Origin of the sequence: Xanthomonas sp. DAR 34887 (assembly GCF_041245805.1) — a bacterium.
Classification (GTDB): domain Bacteria; phylum Pseudomonadota; class Gammaproteobacteria; order Xanthomonadales; family Xanthomonadaceae; genus Xanthomonas_A; species Xanthomonas_A tesorieronis.
Genome location: NZ_CP162490.1, coordinates 1,556,533 through 1,574,648, shown reverse-complemented (window position 1 = coordinate 1,574,648; position 18,116 = coordinate 1,556,533). Strand labels below are relative to the sequence as shown.

The following is an 18,116-nucleotide window of genomic DNA, read 5'->3' as shown; positions in this document are numbered from 1 at the left end:
CGGCGACGGTCGGTTCACTCCAGGACGCCGGGCTGGACCTGGCCTTCGCGCACGAACGGGAACTTGACCACGCGCACCGGCACTTCCTTGCCGCGGATGTCCACCCGCACCTGCCCGGGCTCGCCGGCCGGCACGCGCGCGAACGCGATCGCCTTGCCCAGCGTCGGCGAGAACGTGCCGGACAGGATCTCGCCCTCGCCCTGCGCGGTGAGCACCTTCTGGCCGTGCCGCAGCACGCCCTTGTCGTCCATCACCAGACCGATCATCTGCCGCGGCGCGCCATTGGCCTTCTGCGTCTCGAGCACGTCGCGGCCGATGAACACGCGGCCCTCTTCCAGCGCCACGGTCCAGGCCAGCGCGGCCTCGTACGGCGACACGCTGTCGTCCATGTCCTGCCCGTACAGATTCATGCCGGCCTCCAAGCGCAGCGTGTCGCGCGCACCCAAGCCGGCCGGCTTGACCCCCGCTTGCAGCAGCACGTTCCAGAACGCCACCGCGTGTTCCTGCGGCAGCACGATCTCGAAGCCGTCCTCGCCGGTGTAGCCGGTGCGCGCGACGAACAGCGCCACGCCGTCGGCCGAGGTCGCCTCGAACGCGGCGAAGCGGCCCAGCTTCTGCACCGCGGCGCGATCGTCCTCGCGCAGCAGGCCGATCGCCTTGGCGCGCGCATTCGGGCCCTGCACCGCGATCATCGCGAAGTCCTCGCGCTCGCGCACGTCCACGCCGAACTTCTGCGCCTGCTCGCCGATCCAGGCCAGGTCCTTGCTGCGCGTGGCGGCGTTGACCACCAGGCGGAAGAAGGTGTCGGACATGTAATAGACGATCAGGTCGTCGATCACCCCGCCCTGCGGATTGAGCATGCAGGTGTACAGGGCCTTGCCCGGCACCTTGAGCTTGTCCACCGAATTGGCCAGCAGATGGCGCAGGAATCCGCGTACCTGCGTGCCATGCAGGTCGACCACGGTCATGTGGCTGACGTCGAACATGCCGGCGTCGCGGCGCACCTGATGGTGCTCGTCGATCTGCGAACCGTAGTGGATCGGCATGTCCCAGCCGCCGAAGTCGACCATCTTGGCGCCGAGGGCGCGATGGCTGTCGTTGAGGATGGTCTTCTGGGTCATGGCGCGGGTCCGTGAGGAAAGTCGCCCATTATCGCTGGCAGAAGGCCGGGATTGGGGAGTCGGGAGTGGGGATTCGCAGGAGCGGGCTTCCCGAACCCGATGGAGCGACACCCTTCGCGCATCCGTTGTAGGAGCGGCTTCAGCCGCGACACATCCGCGGACGGCGGTCGCGGCTGAAGTCGCTCCTACCGGTACGCATCAGAAACGTCGAGGTGCCGCGCACGCGCGCCACCAATCCCCAATCCCGAAGGCCCAATCCCGACCTTCAAGCCGCCTCGACGAGCAGCGTCATCCCGTCCACGCCGACGATGCGCACCGCGCTGGCGGCCGGCAAATCGGGGCCGCCGACCACCCAGAACGCGTCGTCGACCTTGGCGCGGCCGCGGCCGGCCTGGATCGCCTGGTCCAGCATCACCACCCGGCCGATCAGTTGTTCGGCGCGGCGGTTTAGCAGCGGTTGGTCGCTGACCCGGCCGCGGTTGCGGAACCAGGTGCGGTACACCTGGATCGAGACGAAGCTCAGCAACACGAACGCGCCGACCTGCAGCAGCAGCGACATGTCCGGCAGCACCAGCACCGCGAGGAACACCGCCGCGGCGGCGAACCCCATCCACAGCATGAAGGCGCCTGGCGCCAGCGCTTCGGCCGCGAACAGCAGCAAGGTCAGCGCGCCCCACGCCACCACCTCGGTGCGCATGGCTCAGACTCCGCTTCGTGGCGGCATGCCGCGCGGCACCGCCGGCGGCGCGGACTGCTGCTTGCCCAACGCCTCGCGCGCCAGTTCGGCGATGCCGGCGATCGAGCCGATGATGCCGCTGGATTCCATCGGCATCAGCACGAACTTCTGGTTCGGCGCGGTGGCCAGCTCCTTGAACGCCTCCACATACTTCTGCGCGATGAAGTAGTTGATCGCCTGCACGTCGCCTTCGGCGATCGCCTTGGACACCATCGCGGTGGCGCGCGCTTCGGCCTCGGCCAGGCGCTCGCGCGCCTCGGCGTCGCGGAACGCGGCCTCCTTGCGGCCTTCGGCCTCCAGCACCGCGGCCTGCTTCTCGCCGTCGGCACGCAGGATCTCCGACTGCCGCGAGCCCTCGGCCTCGAGGATCTGCGCGCGCTTCTCGCGCTCGGCCTTCATCTGCCGCGCCATCGAATCGATCAGGTCGCGCGGTGGCTGGATGTCGCGGATCTCGATGCGGGTGACCTTGATGCCCCACGGGTTGGTCGCGTGATCGACCACGCTGAGCAGCTGCGCGTTGATCGTCTCGCGCTGGCTCAGCGACTCGTCCAGGTCCATCGAGCCGATCACGGTGCGGATGTTGGTCTGCACCAGCGCAATGGTGGCGATCTCCAGGTTCGACACTTCATACGCCGCCTTGGCCGCGTCCAGCACCTGGAAGAACACCACCCCGTCCACGCGCACCACGGCGTTGTCCTTGGTGATGACGTCCTGGCTGGGCACGTCCAGCACCTGCTCCATCATGTTGACCTTGCGCCCCACGCCATACATCCACGGGATAAGAAAGTTCAGGCCGGGCGACAGCGTGTGGGTGTAGCGACCGAAGCGCTCCACCGTCCACTGGAATCCCTGCGGCACCATCCGCACGGTCTTGAACAGCGCCACCACGCCGAAGAACAGGATCACCAGCGCGAGGAAATAAGTGGACGGCATCGGGTCGCTCCATTAACCAAAGAAAAGACTATGCCGCGAGTATAGCGAGCGCCGGCAGGCGACCAGCGCTACCAGCGGATGCGGCCGAGCAGCACGTCCTTGAACATGACCCAGTCGCCGGCGAACGAATACAGCGGATGGCGGAAGGTGGCCGGACGGTTCTTCTCGAAGAAGAAATGCCCGACCCAGGCGCAGCCGTAGCCGCACACCGGTGCCACCCATAGCCAGCGTGGCTGGCCGGTGCAGAGCGCCAGCAACACGCTCAGCAGCACCGCGGCGCTGCCGACGAAGTGCAGCCGCCGCGACAGCGGATGGCGGTGCTCGCTCAAGTAAAAAGGATAGAACTCGCGGAAGCTGGCGAAACGGCGCATGCGGCGGCCCTCCCGAGGCAACGCAGGCGGCCAGCATACGCCGCGCCGGCGTCGGCATTAAAGAAGCGTGCTAGCGGGCGCTGGAAAGGCCCGAGACGCCGGAGGCGGGTGCCGCGCAGCCCAATCGCGCGGGGCGGCAAGTGGCGCCGCGGGCGCCATGCGACGGCCGGCGCCGCATCCTCGGCGCGGCGCCGGAAAGTCGCCAGTTTCTGCAAGGCGCGCCGGCGCGCCGCGCGGATCAGCCCTGCCGCGGCGCGAACATGATCACCGCCATGCCGAGCAGGCACAGGCCGGCGCCGAGCAGGTCCCAGCGCGTGGGCCGGATCGATTGCACCGCCCACAGCCACAGCAGCGCCATGGCGATATAGACGCCGCCGTACGCCGCGTAGACACGGCCGCTGGCCTCCGGATGCAGGCTCAGCAGCCACACGAAGGCTGCCAGGCTGGCGCCGGCGGGCAGCAACAGCCACGCACTGCCCCGCTCGCGCAACCACAGATACGGCAGGTAGCAACCGACGATCTCGGCCAATGCGGTCAGCGCGAACAGCAGCAGTGTCTTCATTGCGCCGCGTCGCGTTCCTGGCGCTTGGCGCGCTGCCAGTACGCCTCCTGCTGCTGCAGCGACAGGCCGTCCAGCGCGCTGCCGTCGTGCTGCGCGAGCTGCTCCATCGCGCGGAAACGGCGCTCGAATTTCTGGTTGGCATGACGCAGTGCAGCACCGACATCGACCTGCGCGTGCCGCGCGAGATTGGCGCAGACGAACAGCAGATCGCCGATCTCGTCCTGCAGCCGCGCCTGGTTGTCCTGCACCGCGCCGCGCGCGAATTCCGCGCGCACTTCCTCCAGCTCTTCCTGCAGTTTTTCCAGCACCGGCTCCGGCCCCGGCCAGTCGAAGCCGACCCGCGCCGCGCGCGCCTGCAGCTTCACCGCGCGCTGCCATTCCGGCAGGCCGCGGGCGATCCCGGCCAGCGCCGAGCTGTCGGTCTTGCCGGCCGCAGCGCGCTCGTCGCGCTTGATCTGTTCCCAGTTCAACGTCTGCTGCCCGGCATCGGCGACCTGGCTGTCGCCGAACACATGCGGGTGCCGGCGCACCATCTTGTCGCAGATCGCGGTTACCACGTCGTCGAAACCGAAGGCGCCCTGCTCGCGCGCCATCTGCGCATGGAACACCACCTGCAGCAGCAGGTCGCCGAGTTCGTCCTTCAGCTCGCCCAGGTCGTTGCGGTCGATCGCGTCGGCGACCTCGTAGGCCTCCTCGATCGTGTACGCGGCGATGCTGGCGAAATCCTGCTCCAGATCCCAGGGGCAGCCGTGCTCGCGATCGCGCAGGCGCGCCATGATCTCAAGCAGGGCGGGAAGGTCGTAGCGGGCTGCGGTCACGTGCGGGTTCCGATGCGACGGCAACGGCGCCGCCTGCCGGTTAGTTTGGCAGAGCGGCCCGTACGATGAGCGGTCGGCGGCGTGGCGGGCAGCGATACGCGCATGCGCACCACCGCGGCGCAGCGCCGTCATTGCGTGGCGCCCCAGGGCGCGCGTTGCGGCGGCGTCAACCGCGACGCCGCCTTGCAGCCCATCACCGCTGCCGGCGGCAGCGTCCGCTCAGCCCAGCCAGCTGCGCCACGGCAGCGCCGGATCGCCCAGCGCCAGGAAATCGCCGTTGAGCAGCGATTCGCGGCGGTTGTAGCGGAACGGCTTGCCGGTATCGGCGGCGAGCAGCGCGCCGCCGGCGGCCTGCAGCACGCACTGGCCGGCGGCGGTGTCCCATTCGGAGGTCGGGCCGAAGCGCGGGTACACGTCCAGCTCGCCATCGGCGATGCGGCAGAACTTCAGCGACGAGCCCTGCGCGATCACCTCGGTCTCGCCCATGCGCAGCAGCAGCGCGTCGGTGCGCGGATCGCGGTGCGAGCGGCTGGCCGCCACCCGCAGCGGCGCGCTGGCCGGCCGCCGCGTGTTCAGCGCGGTGTCGCGGAAGCCCTCGCGGCGGTAAGCCTGCTCGCCGCGCACCGCGTGCCAGACACGGCCATCGACCGGCGCCTGGACCACGCCGAACACCGGCGCGCCCTGGTGGATCAGCGCGATGTTGACGCTGAACTCGCCATTGCGCTTGACGAACTCGCGGGTGCCGTCGAGCGGGTCCACCAGCCAATAGCTGGTCCAGTGCTCGCGCACGTCCCAGGGGATCTGCGCCGATTCCTCGGACAGCACCGGCAGGTCGGGAGTCAGCCGTTCCAGGCCTTCGACGATGATCCGGTGCGCGGCCAGGTCGGCCTGGGTCAGCGGGCTAGCGTCGGCCTTGTGCTCGACGTCGAAGCCGGTGGCGTAGACGGCCATGATCGCCGCGGCGGCGTCGATGGCGATGGCGATGACGGTTTCGCGCAGGTCTGCGGTGATGCGGATCATCCGGTACGGCCCAACCACTCGCGGACGATGAACAACGCCGCCAGCGAACGCCCTTCGGAAAAATCCTCACGCAACATCAGTTGATCCAGTTCAGCCAGTTTCCAGGGCACCACTTCTAGTTCCTCCGGCTCGTCGCCGGCCAGTTTTTCGGGATAGAGATCTTGCGCGAGCACCAGCCAGGACTGGTGGCTCATATACGTAGGCGCCAGGGTCATCGCGCGCAGCACCTGCAGCTGCCGGGCGCCATAGCCGGCCTCTTCCTTGAGTTCGCGGTCGGCGGCCTGCAGCGGCGTCTCGCAGGCATCGATGCGGCCCTTGACCAGGCCCAGTTCGTAGCGGTGCACGCCGGCGGCGTACTCGCGCACCAGCAGCACGGTCTGCGCATCCAGCATCGGCACCACCACCACCGCGCCATGGCCGGGGGACTTGAGCCGGTGGAACACGCGCCGTTCGCCGTTGCTGAACTCCAGGTCCAGCTCTTCGACCTTGCGCTCCATGGCCGACTCGCCGCGCTCGCGCAGTGCGTGGATGATCGGCAACGGACGGCTCACGCCGGCACCCCGCGGCGCTGGGCAGCGTCGACCGATAGAATGCACCGAGCGAAGAACTTGTTCATGAGCGCGAAATGCTAACAGACCTGACCGCATCACAGACTGCCGCCGGCTGGCGGCAACGCGACCTGGCGGTGCTGTGGCACCCCTGCACGCAGATGCGCGAGCATCCGGACACCCTGCCACTGCTGCCGATCGCACGCGGCGAAGGCGCCTGGTTGATCGATCACGAAGGCAATCGCTACCTGGATGCGGTGAGCAGCTGGTGGACCAATCTGTTCGGCCACAGCGAGCCGCGCATCGCCGCGGCCATCGCCGCGCAGGCCACCCATCTGGAACAGGTGATGCTGGCCGGCTTCAGCCACGCGCCGGCGGTGGAGCTGGCCGAGCAGCTGCTAGCGCTGGCGCCGCGGCAGGACGGGCGCGCGCCGCTGGCCAAGGTGTTCTATGCCGACAACGGCTCGGCCGGGGTCGAAGTGGCGCTGAAGATGGCCTTCCACTATTTCCACAACCGTGGCGAGACCCACCGCACCCGCTTCGTCGCGCTGGAGAACGGCTACCACGGCGAGACCATCGGCGCGCTGGCGGTCGGCGACATCCCGCTGTACCGGCGGGTGTACGCGCCGCTGCTGTGCGAAGCGCTGTTCGCGCCGTCGCCCGACGCCTACCTGGCCGCCCCCGGGCAGAGCGCACGGCAACGCGCCGATGCCGCCGCCGATGCGCTGGCCGACCTGTTCGACCGCCACCCGGGCGAGATCTGCGCGGTGATCCTGGAGCCGCGCCTGCAGTGCGCCGGCGGCATGCGCATGCACGACCCGGCCTATCTGCGCCGCGCGCGCGAACTGTGCGACGCCAACGGCGCGTTCCTGATCGCCGACGAGATCGCCACCGGCTTCGGCCGCACCGGCACCCTGTTCGCCTGCGAGCAGGCCGGGGTGATGCCGGACCTGCTGTGCCTGTCCAAGGGCCTGACCGGCGGCTTCCTGCCGCTGTCGGCGGTGCTGGCCACGCAACACTTATATGACGCTTTCCTCGACGACAGCCGCGAACGCGCCTTCCTGCACTCGCACAGCTACACCGGCAACCCGCTGGCCTGCGCCGCGGCGCTGGCCTGCCTGCGCATCTTCCAGCAGGACGACGTGATCGCGCGCAACCGCGGCACCGCCGAAACCCTGCGCGCGCTGTCGGCGCCATTCAACGACCATCCGCACGTGGCCGACGTGCGCCAGGCCGGGATGGTGGTGGCGTTCGAACTGACCCGCAACGGCGACAAGCGCACCCCGTTCGCGGCCGGCGCGCGGGTCGGCCTGTGCGCGTACCGCGCCGCGCTGCAGCGCGGCGTGGTGCTGCGCCCGCTGGGCGACGTGCTGTACTGGATGCCGCCGTACTGCGTGGACGATGCGCAGCTGGCGCTGCTCGCCGAAACCACCCTGGCCGCGATCGACGAGGCCGTGGCATGCGCGTGACCCGCTGCCATGTGGAACTGCCGCTGCGCGAAGGCGACGATGTGGCGTTGCCCGAGGACGTCGCCGGGCATCTGCTGCGGGTGCTGCGGCTGCGCGAAGGCGACCGTTGCGTCCTGTTCAACGGCGACGGCTGCGACTACGAGGCCGAACTGCTGCAGGTCGGCAAGCGCGGCGCCAGCGCGCGGATCGGCGCAGCGCAGCCGGCAAACAACGAATCGCCGCTGGCGATCACCCTGCTGCAGGGGGTGGCGCGCGGCGAGAAGATGGACCTGATCCTGCAGAAGGCGACCGAACTGGGCGTGGCCGCGATCGTGCCGGTATGGGCCGAGCGCACCGAGGTGAAGCTGGATGCAGCGCGCACCGACAAGCGCGTGGCGCACTGGCGCAGCGTCATCGTGTCGGCCTGCGAACAGTCCGGCCGCGCGCGCGTGCCCAGCCTGGCCGCGCCGCTGGCGCTGGCCGACGCCGCCGCCGTGGCCGGCACGCAACTGAAGCTCACCCTCGATCCGCAAGGCGAACACCGGCTGCGCACGCTGGACATCGCCGGCAATGCGGCGACGATCGCGATCGGTCCGGAAGGCGGCTGGTCGCCGCGCGACCGCGCCGCGCTGCAGGCCGCCGGCTTCGCCGGCCTGCGCCTGGGACCGCGCATCCTGCGCACCGAGACCGCGGGCCTGGCCGCGATCGCCGCCTTGCAGGCGCAGTGCGGCGACCTGTGAACCGGCGCACGCAATCGCATAGACATCGTTGACCGCAGGCGCCGCACGGCTGCGCCGCCGAAGCCGTGCGCCTTGTCGATTTTCACTTGAAAACACCGGTTTTCTTAGCGATTCTTTAACCGCGACACGCGTTGACAACGAAGGACAAGCGCGACACAGTCGCCGCTCCTGAGCCATCGCGCGGGGTGCCTCCGGTTTGAACCGGCGCAACGAACGACACGGCCTGCCAGCATGGCCGCCCGTCCGCACAACCCACGCACACGCAACCGCGTGTGTGCCCTGCGCCGCTGCCGCGCCCATGTGCGGCGCGCGCGCCGGCACGCACCACAGCGCCGATACCGACACGCTGCATTCGTCCCCGGCGCCTCGCACGCCCGCGCCCTTCCTTTCCATTCGCCCATCGCGCCGCATCCGGGCCGAGGGCGTCACTTGCCTGCCGCCACGCCGGCAGGTCTTTCGCGTCCTGCGCACCTTTCGGAGACCGCCCGCTTGAACCACACCCGCCTCGCTCCCCTGGCCTTCGCCATCGCCGCCGCGCTGGCCGCACCGGTCAGCGTCTTCGCCCAGCAAGTTCCCTCGCCGCAGAGCGACGCCGCGGCTGCGCCCACGGCTGACGGCGGCGCCGCTGCCAGCGGCCAGGCCGCGCCCGCGGCGGTGCAGGAACTGGATGCGGTCAAGGTCACCGGCTATCGCGCCAGCCTGCAGAAATCCCTCAACATCAAGCGCAATGCCGATGCGATCGTCGATGCGATCTCGGCCGAGGACGTCGGCAAGTTTCCTGCCGCCAATGTCGCCGAATCGCTGTCGCACCTGCCCGGTGTCAGCGTCGATCGCCAGTTCGGCGAAGGCGAGAAGGTCTCGATCCTGGGCACCGATCCGGCCCTGAACCGGGTGCTGCTCAACGGCCAGAGCATCGCCTCCACCAGTTGGGGCGGCGATCCGAACAATCCGGACAGCCGCTCGTTCAACTATTCGCTGCTGGCGCCGGAAGTGATCGGCAGTGCCGAGGTCTACAAGAGCCCGCAGGCCAGCATCGACGAAGGCAGCCTGGGCGGCACCGTCATCCTGCACACGCGCAAGCCGCTGGAACTGGACAAGAACCTGCTGACCGGCAGCGTCAGCTACGGCTACAACGACCGCTCCGAAGACGGCAAGCCCAACGCCTCGCTGCTGTACAACTGGAAGAACGATGCCGGCACGCTCGGCGTGCTCGGCTCGGTGATGCATTCGGAGCGCTCGCTGCGCCGCGATGGCGTGGAGATCTTCGGCTACAGCGACATCCAGGGCGCCGGCTTCCCCGACGCGGTCGCCGCCGGCAAGCAAGGGGTCTATCCGACCGCGATCAACAGCGCGCTGTTCACCCAGACCCGCAAGCGCGACGGCGTCACCGGCTCGCTGCAGTGGAAGCCGAACGACGCCTTCGAACTGACCTACACCGGCCTGTACGTCGAAGAGACCTTCGACAACGTCAACCAGAGCCGCTACGCCAACTTCGTGCCGGCCAACGCCACCGCGTTGGACGTGACCGACGGCGTCGCCACCTCCGGCGCCTATGGCGACAACGCCGAAACCATCCTCGATTCGTACGTGCGCAAGACCACGGTCAAGACCAGCAGCAACACCTTGCGCGGCGACTGGCACGGCGATGGCTGGAACGTCTCCGGCCAGGTCGGCGCCACCCGCTCGGCCGGCGGCGCCGATCGCATCTATGGCCTCACCTTCCGCGGCAACGGCGCCTACGACTACGCCATCGACCACCGCAACGTCGGCGTGGACTACGCGGTGCCGCCGTCGGCGGTGGACGCGATGTCGGTGCTGGGCGCCACCGTCAACCGCTATCCGAACCTGGACAAGGAACGCTACGCGCAACTGGACTTCGACCACGATGTGGCCTGGGGGCCGATCACCAAGCTGCGCGCCGGGGTCAAGGCCACGCGCCACAGCACCGCGCAGGACATGTACTACGACAGCTTCCCGGCCGATCCGAACACGACGCTGGCCGCGGTCTATGGCGGCAACACGCCCGGCGGCTACCTGGACGGCCTGTCGGTCAGCGACGACATGCGTCACTGGCCGCGGCAAAGCCCCGGCGCACTGGTGGACTACGTCAGCGGCCTGCCCGGAAGCGGCACGCTCGCGCCCAGCTACGGCAGCAGCTTCGACGTGGTCGAGCGCAACCGCGCCGCCTATCTGCAGGCGGATTTTTCCGGCTACAACTACCGCGGCAACATCGGCGTGCGCTACGTCAACACCCGCGATGCGATCGGCGGCTACCAGTACGACGGCAGCGCCTATGCGCCGGTGCGCTACAACAAGTCCTACGGCGAATGGCTGCCGTCGCTGAACTTCGCCTACGACCTGTCCGATGCGCTGATCCTGCGCGTGGCCGCGGCCAAGGTGATCGCGCGGCCGCGCTATGCCGACCTCACGCCCTACGTCAACGCCGACGACAACAAGCTCACCGCCAGCAGCGGCAATCCGGCGCTGGACCCGTATCGCTCCACCAACTACGGCGCGTCGCTGGAATGGTATTTCGCACCCAACAGCGTGCTCGCCGGCGAGCTGTTCTACCGCGACATCTCCAACTACATCCTGCAGACGCTGGTGCAGCAACCGTTGCACAACAACACCTACAACCGCGAAGACATCTATGAGGTGACGCTGCCGCAGAATTCCGGCGCGGCCAAGGTCAAGGGCGTGTCGCTGAGCTACCAGCAGGAACTGGGCGGCGGCTTCGGCGTGGCGGCGAACTACACCTATTCCAAGGCCGACACCCAGGGCGACTACAACCTGCCCTACAACTCCAAGAACAGCTACAACCTCAGCCCCTACTTCGAGAAGGGACCGTGGGAGGCGCGGCTGACCCTGGGCTGGCGCTCGGCCTACTTCACCCAGATCGGGCGCCTGGGCGCGAACCAGATGACCGACGACTTCACCCAGCTCGACGCGTCGGTGTCCTACGCCATCACCGACAAGGTCAAGCTGCAGCTGGAAGGCACCAACCTGCTGGACGAGACCTACTACAGCTACGTCGGCCAGGAGAGCCAGCCCTACTATCTTTACAAGAACGGGCGCGGCTACATGCTCAGCGTGCATTTCACGCTGTAGGGGGCATCGCGGCGGCGGCGGCGTGGGCCGTCGCCGTGTCGCAGGTGCAGGCGCTCAGGGGCTTGATCGCGGCAAGTCGCAAGGCGGACTGGCAATGAGGGACGCGCAGGCGGCGCTGCCGCGTTTTCCATGAGCGCCTCAGCATCGCGATCGCTTCATCGTTCTGTCGCGGCTGAAGCCGCTCCTACAAGAGCGCGCGATGCGGCTTCTGTAGGAGCGGCTTCAGCCGCGACAGAAAACGGCACACGCCGGTGCCGCCCGATCGCGCGCCGAATCCAGACGCGAGGTTCTTCGAGCATCCTTCCAGCGGCACCAGACGATCACGAAAACGTCGCGCGCCAACGTCGCGGCACGCCTTCGTTAAAACGGCCCGCACACCACGAACGCGCTAGCGCTGCTGCTGCAGGAACCAGTTCGCCGCGCCGATCACCCCGAGCTGGCCATGCTCCACCAGCTTCACCGGAATCTGCTCCAGCGCCGGGCGCATCGCGCCCTTGTTCAAATAGCGCTCGACGAAACTGCTGGCCGCCAGGAAGTCGCCGATCTGCGGCAGGAAGCCACCGGCCAGGTAGATGCCGCTCTGGATGCCATACAGCAGCGCCATGTCGCCGACCACGCTGCCGAGCAGGCCGCAGAACGCCGACAGCGCTTCGTGCGCCAGCGGATCGTTGCCGGCCAGCGCCGCGGTGGTGACCTCGCTGGGTGCGGCATGCACCGGCGCGGCCTCGCGCAGTTCGCACAACACCTTATAGAGATTGAGCAGGCCGGGACCGGACAGCAGGTGTTCCACCGGCACATAGCTGCGCGTGCGCAACAGCCGCTGTGCGATCGCCATCTCCAGTTCGCTGCCGATCGGCAGGGCCGCGTGTCCGGCTTCGGTGGCCAGCACGACGGCGCCGCCATTGGTCGGAATCCACACCGCCGCGCCCAGCCCGGTGCCCGGGCCGATCACCAGCGCCGGTCCGCGCTGCGCCTTGCGCGGGCCGGTCAGATGCAACACTTCGCTGGCATCCATCGACGAGGCCGCATAGGCCACCGCCTCGAAATCGTTGACCAGGTGCAGCGCCTGCATGCCCAACCGCTCGCGGATCTCCGGCGGCGACAGGCTCCACGGCAGATTGGTGGTGATCACCCTGCCGTCTTCCAGCGCATAGCCGGCGCTGGCGATCACGCCACGGGTCGGCGCCGGACCCGGCACGCCGGACAGGAACTCGCCGATGATCTCGGTCAGGCCGGGATAGTCGGCACAGCGGTACTTGCGATAGTCCAGCACCTTGACCGTCTGCACGCTGTCGGCGGCGTCGCCGCGCGACATCAGGCCGATACGTACATGGGTACCGCCGACGTCGGCGGCAATGAAAGGCTCGGCGCGCGACGCGGCCGTCCCCACTGATGAACTGCTTGCGGACACGTATTCTCCCGTTGCACCCCTCAGGGCGCACGCCGACTGGCCTGTTGATCGATCGAGTGTCGGACCACGCTGACAACGTTGTCAAGATGAATTCGTCAAGTCTCGTCCTTCTTTCATTCGCTCCACCATAAGTGATCGTAGCGTCGTCGTCCCTGTTCGAATGGATCCCGCCCATGCCCCACAGCGCTGTCCACCAGTAAACAGCCGTCGCAAAAAGTTCGCCGCAATGCACAAAAGTGCCGGGAACGCCTGTTGCCGGCCGGGATTGGTGGCCCCTTTGCAGATGTGACAACAAATCCAATCTTTGATTCTGCCCACCGCACAATTTCCTTCGTAGACAAATACATACGTCCAGCAGCTGTGACCGCCCGCAAGACATCGCGGCGCACTTTGGCCGCAATTGCATCGACAGTTGTCAAAATTATGTGAAGCATGTGTTGACAACGCTGTCAGGGCCATTACAGACTCGGATCACACAAATTTTTACAGCTTCGAGACATGGCACGTTCGGACCTCGGACCAGGCAGCGACTGCAGGTCCGGCGTCACGGCAGCGCGTACCGAAGCCGTCCTACGGCGCGCGCCCGCAATGGAAGGCGGACCGCTTGCCACTGCCGCCAGGACTCCTGGCGAGCACGCAACATCAGGACATGCACTGCTTGCTGTATTTGGTTTTGCCACAGGAAACAAGGAAGGACCGGCGCCTCGGTGCCGCCGGCCGGCTACTTCCGCGTCAACGACCGGACGACGCGCACCGAACGCGATCCGCGCAGCCACCGCAAGGTGTCGCGCAATCAACAGGCCGGGCAGCGGCCAGCACGCCGGAACATCGGTTGGCACCTCATGCCCATGTACTAACCCAGAGGTTTAGCCAATGAATAGCCGCACCACCACGTTAGCCATCAGCATCATGGCCGCGCTGTACCTGTCCGGTAATGCTATGGCGCAGGAAGCGACCGCTTCCAGCGCAGAATCGAAGAACGTCCAGGAACTGGACACCATCACCGTCACCGGCTACCGCGCCTCGCTGGAGAAGAGCCAGGCGGTCAAGCGCTCGGCCAACTCCATCGTCGACGCGATCAGCGCCGAGGACATCGGCAAGTTCCCCGACACCAACGCCGCCGAGTCGCTGGCGCACCTGCCGGGCATCAGCGTGGACCGCCAGTTCGGCGAAGGCGAGAAGGTCAGCATCAACGGCACCGATCCGGCGCTGAACCGCGTGCTGCTCAACGGCCAGACCATCGCTTCGGGCGACTGGGGCGGCAACCCGTCCGACACCAGCGGCCGTACCTTCAACTACACCCTGCTGTCGCCGGAAATCATCGGCCTGATGGAGGTCTACAAGACTCCGGAAGCGCGCATCGACGAAGGCTCGATCGGCGGCACCGTGATCGTGCACACCCGCAAGCCGCTGGACCTGCCGAAGAACACCATCCGCGGCTCGGTCGGCTACAACTACAACGACCGCTCGGAAGAAGGCAACCCGCGCGGTTCGGCGCTGTGGAGCTGGAAGAACGACGACGAGACCTTCGGTGCGTTGATCTCCGCCACGCACGACAAGCAGGACATCTCGCGCGCCGGTATCGAGTTCTTCGGCTATACCACCGGCGCCAATATCCCCGCCACCGCCAATGTCACGGGCGACGGTGGTAACGTTGCTACTGCCAAGGTTCCGGCCGGCATCAACAGCGCCTACTTCCAGCAGACCCGCGAGCGCAACGGCCTGCAGGGCGCGCTGCAGTGGAAGCCGAACGAGCAGAACGAGTTCAACCTGACCGGCATCTACATCAAGGGCAAGTACAACAACTTCAGCGAATCGCGCTACGTTTGTCCGGCCTGTAACGACGATCTGAAGAAGGTCACCAGCGCCAATGTCGAGAACGGCTACATCACCTCCGGCACCGTTACCGACGGCGCCGCCGGCCAGCCCTATGCCCAGCTCGACACCAACTACCGCGAAAGCACCGTCACCACCAAGAGCGTGAACCTGCGCCACGACTGGTATGGCGACAACTGGGTGTTCACCACCCAGGCCGGCACCACCAAGGCCACCGGCGGCAAGAACCCCGAGTACCTGATGAAGTTCCTGCTGCAGGACGGCGGCTACAACTTCAACTACGACGGCAGCCACACCGGCGTCACCTACGACAACAACAGCGCGTCCAACTGGGGCCTGGCGTCCGGCCAGCAGGCCGGCGGCGTCGAGTACACCACCACCGAGGACAAGGAGAAGTACTTCCAGTTCGATGCGGCCCGCGATCTGCAATGGGGCCCGTTCAACAAGGTGCTGGTGGGCTACAAGTACATCAACCACGACAACGGCCAGAACTCGCGCGGCAATGCGATCTTCGCCAACCAGGACGTGTTGCTGACCGACTTCAGCCCGGGCACCACGCCGAGCGGCCTGTATGACGGCCTGGGCGCCAGCGGCGACCTGGTCAACTGGCCGACCGCCAACCTCAACTCGGTCCTCAAGTACCTGAAGTCGCTGCCGCAGGCGGCGCTGACGCCCAAGTACGGCCAGATCTACGACGTCAAGGAAATCACCAGCGACCTGTACGCGCAGATGAACTTCGAAGCCGGCAAGTTCCGCGGCAACATCGGCCTGCGTTACGCCGATACCAAGGACAAGTCGCAGTACTACCAGACCAACGATGGCGGCACGACCTACACCTTCGAGCAGGTCAGCAACGAGTACAAGAAGCCGCTGCCCAGCTTCAACATCGCCTATGACCTGGACGACACCAAGGTGCTGCGCTTCTCTGCGGCCAAGGTGATGGCACGCCCGCGCTACAGCGACCTGGCCGGTTCGTTCTCGCTCAACAGCACCAGCGGCGACCTGACCGCCAGCGGCGGTAATCCGGACCTGAAGCCGTACCAGTCGACCAATTACGACCTGGCCGCCGAATGGTACTTCGCCCCGTCCAGCATGCTGTCGGCCGAAGTGTTCTACCGCGACATCAGCTCCTACATCGTCAGCACCACCACCACCGAGATCCTCAGCGACCCGACCAACGGCATCGTCAACCAGCCGTACAGCGTGACCCGTCCGGTCAACGCCACCGGTGCCAAGGTCAAGGGCGCGTCGCTGAACTACCAGCAGGCGTTCGGCTACGGCTTCGGTCTGCAGGCGAACTACACCTACGCCGAGTCCAGCTCCGAGGACGGCCTGAACCTGCCGTACCTGTCGCGCAACACCTACAACGTGATCCCGTATTGGGAAAACGGTCCGTGGATGGTGCGGGTCAACTACAGCTACCGCTCCAAGTACTTCACCCAGATCGGCCGCCTGGACTCGAACGTGTTCACCGACGAGTACAAGCAGCTGGACCTGACCGCTTCGTACGAGATCAACGACTGGATGAGCGTCAGCGTCAGCGCCACCAACCTGCTCGACTCCACGTACTACTGGTACAACGAGGTCAAGTACGCGCCGATCGGCATGTACAAGAACGGCCGCGGCTACCAGGCGCAGCTGAACTTCAAGTTCTGATGTAGGACTGGCGCGCCACCGACCCTCCACGGTGGCGCGCCCTTTTTTTGCCCGGCGGCTGGTTGCGCCGGCATCGCGTTTTCTCAAGAGGAGTGCAGTTCCATGACGTCCGAGACCCGCCTGCGCGCGGACCGATCCCGCCACGCCGGAGCTGTACGCAAGACTCTGGCAAGCAGCTTTTCCCTCATTCTCGCGTTGGCGGCCATGCCCGCCTGCGCCGCGGATGCGCCGTCGCCGACCGCGCCCACCGCCACCACCCTCAGCCCCGAACAGATCGACCAGCAGTGGCTGCAGGCCACCGCCAAGTACGCGCCCGAACGTGCGCGGCTGGTGCGCGAAGCCGAGGCCGGCGCGCGCAAGGGGCCGTTCCGCCCGGACTGGACCTCGCTGAAGAGCTACCGTTCGCCCGGCTGGTACGACAACGCCAAATTCGGCATCTTCATCCACTGGGGCGTGTTCTCGGTGCCGGCCTTCGGCAACGAGTGGTACTCGCGCAACATGTACCAACCCGATACCAGGGAGAGCCAGGACTACGCGCACCACCGCGAAAAATACGGTCCGCAGTCCAGCTTCGGCTACAAGGACCTGATCCCGCTGTTCACTGCGCCCAAGTTCGACCCGCAGGGCTGGGCCAAGCTGTTCCGCGATGCCGGCGCGCGCTATGTGGTGCCGGTGGCCGAACACCACGACGGCTTCGCGATGTACGACTCGCAGCTGTCGGACTGGACCGCGACCAAGATGGGTCCCAAGCGCGACGTGATCGGCGAGCTGTCCAAGGCGATCCGCGCGCAAGGCATGCACTTCGGCCTGTCCTCGCACCGCGCCGAGCACAACTGGTTCTTCGACGGCGGCCGCACCTTCGACTCGGACGTCAACGATCCGCGCTACGCCGGCCTGTACGGCCCGGCGCAACTCCGCCTGCGCGGCAAGGACGACGCCGACGTCGCCAACGACTGGACGCCGGTGTCGCAGGCGTGGCTGGACGACTGGCTGGCGCGCACCACCGAGCTGATCGACCGCTACGACCCGGAGCTGATCTACTTCGACTGGTGGATCGCGCACCCGACGTTCCGTAGCACCCTGCCGACCATGCTGTCGTACTACTACAACCACGGCGCCGCGCGCGGCGACGGGGTGGTGGTGAACTACAAGCTCGGCGCGTTCGCGGAAGGCGCCGGTACGCTGGACATCGAGCGCGGCCAGCTCACCGGCATCCATTCGACGCATTGGCAGACCGACACCTCGGTCAGCAACGCGTCGTGGGGCTATGTGGAGAACGACACCTACAAGACCCCGACCTTCATCGTGCACATGCTGGTGGACGTGGTCAGCAAGAACGGCAACCTGATGCTCAACATCGGCCCGCGCGCCGACGGCTCGATCCCCGACACCGAGCGCGACATCCTGCTGTCGATCGGCAAGTGGCTGAAGACCAACGGCGAGGCGATCTACGACAGCCAGCCGTGGCGCACCTACGGCGAAGGCCCGACCGAAGTGGTCGGCGGCACCTTCCAGGACACCAAGACCAAGCCCTATACCGCCGAGGATTTCCGCTTCACCACCGGCCACGGCGCGCTGTACGCGATCGAGCTGGGCTGGCCGGCCGGCGGCAAGGCGGTGATCCGTTCGCTGACGCCCGCCGACGGCGTGCGCGGCGTGACCCTGCTCGCCACCGGCAAGAAGGTGCCGTTCGAACAGCGCGCCGACGGCCTGCACCTGACCCTGCCGGCCAAGCCCGTCGGCGAACACGCCTACGTGTTCCGCATCGACCTGTCCTCCCCCACTTCCACCCGCTGACGGATATTCCC

General features: G+C 67.2%; 14 protein-coding genes. 5 read left to right on the top strand and 9 right to left on the bottom strand.

Annotation, left to right across the window (positions count from 1 at the left end; translation table 11 throughout):
- Positions 1 to 14: 14 nt before the first annotated feature.
- The 8 genes from gcvT to nudE all read right to left on the bottom strand — a co-directional run bounded on the left by gcvT (position 15) and on the right by nudE (position 6,112).
- A complete protein-coding gene (gene gcvT, locus AB3X08_RS06655) occupies positions 15 to 1,121 on the bottom strand; it encodes a glycine cleavage system aminomethyltransferase GcvT (protein WP_369937076.1) in 1,107 nt (368 codons plus the stop codon).
- Between the two features lie 265 nt (positions 1,122 to 1,386).
- Positions 1,387 to 1,818, bottom strand: a complete 432-nt coding sequence (locus AB3X08_RS06650) for an NfeD family protein (protein WP_369937074.1) — start codon at positions 1,816 to 1,818, stop codon at positions 1,387 to 1,389.
- Between the two features lie 3 nt (positions 1,819 to 1,821).
- Complete coding sequence (locus AB3X08_RS06645) at positions 1,822 to 2,790, bottom strand: SPFH domain-containing protein (RefSeq protein ID WP_369937072.1); 969 nt, start codon at positions 2,788 to 2,790, stop codon at positions 1,822 to 1,824.
- Positions 2,791 to 2,858: 68 nt separating this feature from the next.
- Positions 2,859 to 3,161, bottom strand: a complete 303-nt coding sequence (locus AB3X08_RS06640; RefSeq protein ID WP_369937070.1) for an Mpo1-like protein — start codon at positions 3,159 to 3,161, stop codon at positions 2,859 to 2,861.
- 238 nt (positions 3,162 to 3,399) lie between these two features.
- A complete protein-coding gene (locus AB3X08_RS06635) occupies positions 3,400 to 3,723 on the bottom strand; it encodes a YnfA family protein (RefSeq protein WP_369937069.1) in 324 nt (107 codons plus the stop codon).
- Positions 3,720 to 4,499: a nucleoside triphosphate pyrophosphohydrolase gene (gene mazG / locus AB3X08_RS06630; RefSeq protein WP_369938459.1), complete on the bottom strand. Its 780-nt coding sequence runs from the start codon at positions 4,497 to 4,499 to the stop codon at positions 3,720 to 3,722. The genes AB3X08_RS06635 and mazG overlap by 4 nt, the downstream gene beginning before the upstream one ends.
- 261 nt (positions 4,500 to 4,760) lie before the next feature.
- Positions 4,761 to 5,561, bottom strand: a complete 801-nt coding sequence (gene cysQ / locus AB3X08_RS06625; protein ID WP_184410749.1) for a 3'(2'),5'-bisphosphate nucleotidase CysQ — start codon at positions 5,559 to 5,561, stop codon at positions 4,761 to 4,763.
- The gene (gene nudE / locus AB3X08_RS06620; RefSeq protein ID WP_369937067.1) at positions 5,558 to 6,112 is read right to left on the bottom strand and encodes an ADP compounds hydrolase NudE; all 555 of its coding nucleotides are present in this window, start codon (positions 6,110 to 6,112) and stop codon (positions 5,558 to 5,560) included. The genes cysQ and nudE overlap by 4 nt, the downstream gene beginning before the upstream one ends.
- Before the next feature lie 74 nt (positions 6,113 to 6,186).
- Here nudE and bioA point away from each other — a divergent pair, with 74 nt between their 5' ends.
- From bioA to AB3X08_RS06605, 3 genes are all read left to right on the top strand, one after another.
- Positions 6,187 to 7,578, top strand: a complete 1,392-nt coding sequence (gene bioA, locus AB3X08_RS06615) for an adenosylmethionine--8-amino-7-oxononanoate transaminase (RefSeq protein ID WP_369937065.1) — start codon at positions 6,187 to 6,189, stop codon at positions 7,576 to 7,578.
- Complete coding sequence (locus tag AB3X08_RS06610) at positions 7,569 to 8,297, top strand: 16S rRNA (uracil(1498)-N(3))-methyltransferase (RefSeq protein ID WP_369937064.1); 729 nt, start codon at positions 7,569 to 7,571, stop codon at positions 8,295 to 8,297. The genes bioA and AB3X08_RS06610 overlap by 10 nt, the downstream gene beginning before the upstream one ends.
- Positions 8,298 to 8,786: 489 nt before the next feature.
- Positions 8,787 to 11,405: a TonB-dependent receptor gene (locus AB3X08_RS06605; RefSeq protein WP_369937062.1), complete on the top strand. Its 2,619-nt coding sequence runs from the start codon at positions 8,787 to 8,789 to the stop codon at positions 11,403 to 11,405.
- Between the two features lie 388 nt (positions 11,406 to 11,793).
- Here AB3X08_RS06605 and AB3X08_RS06600 read toward each other — a convergent pair whose 3' ends face one another.
- Entirely contained in the window at positions 11,794 to 12,816 is a 1,023-nt protein-coding gene (locus AB3X08_RS06600) for a glucokinase family protein (protein ID WP_369937061.1), read from the bottom strand.
- 873 nt (positions 12,817 to 13,689) lie between these two features.
- On the opposite strand from AB3X08_RS06600, the gene AB3X08_RS06595 reads away from it, so the two are divergent.
- Positions 13,690 to 16,308 (top strand): TonB-dependent receptor, encoded by a 2,619-nt coding sequence (locus AB3X08_RS06595; protein WP_369937060.1) that lies wholly within the window; start codon positions 13,690 to 13,692, stop codon positions 16,306 to 16,308.
- 102 nt (positions 16,309 to 16,410) lie between these two features.
- Positions 16,411 to 18,105 (top strand): alpha-L-fucosidase, encoded by a 1,695-nt coding sequence (locus tag AB3X08_RS06590; RefSeq protein ID WP_369937059.1) that lies wholly within the window; start codon positions 16,411 to 16,413, stop codon positions 18,103 to 18,105.
- Positions 18,106 to 18,116: the final 11 nt, after the last annotated feature.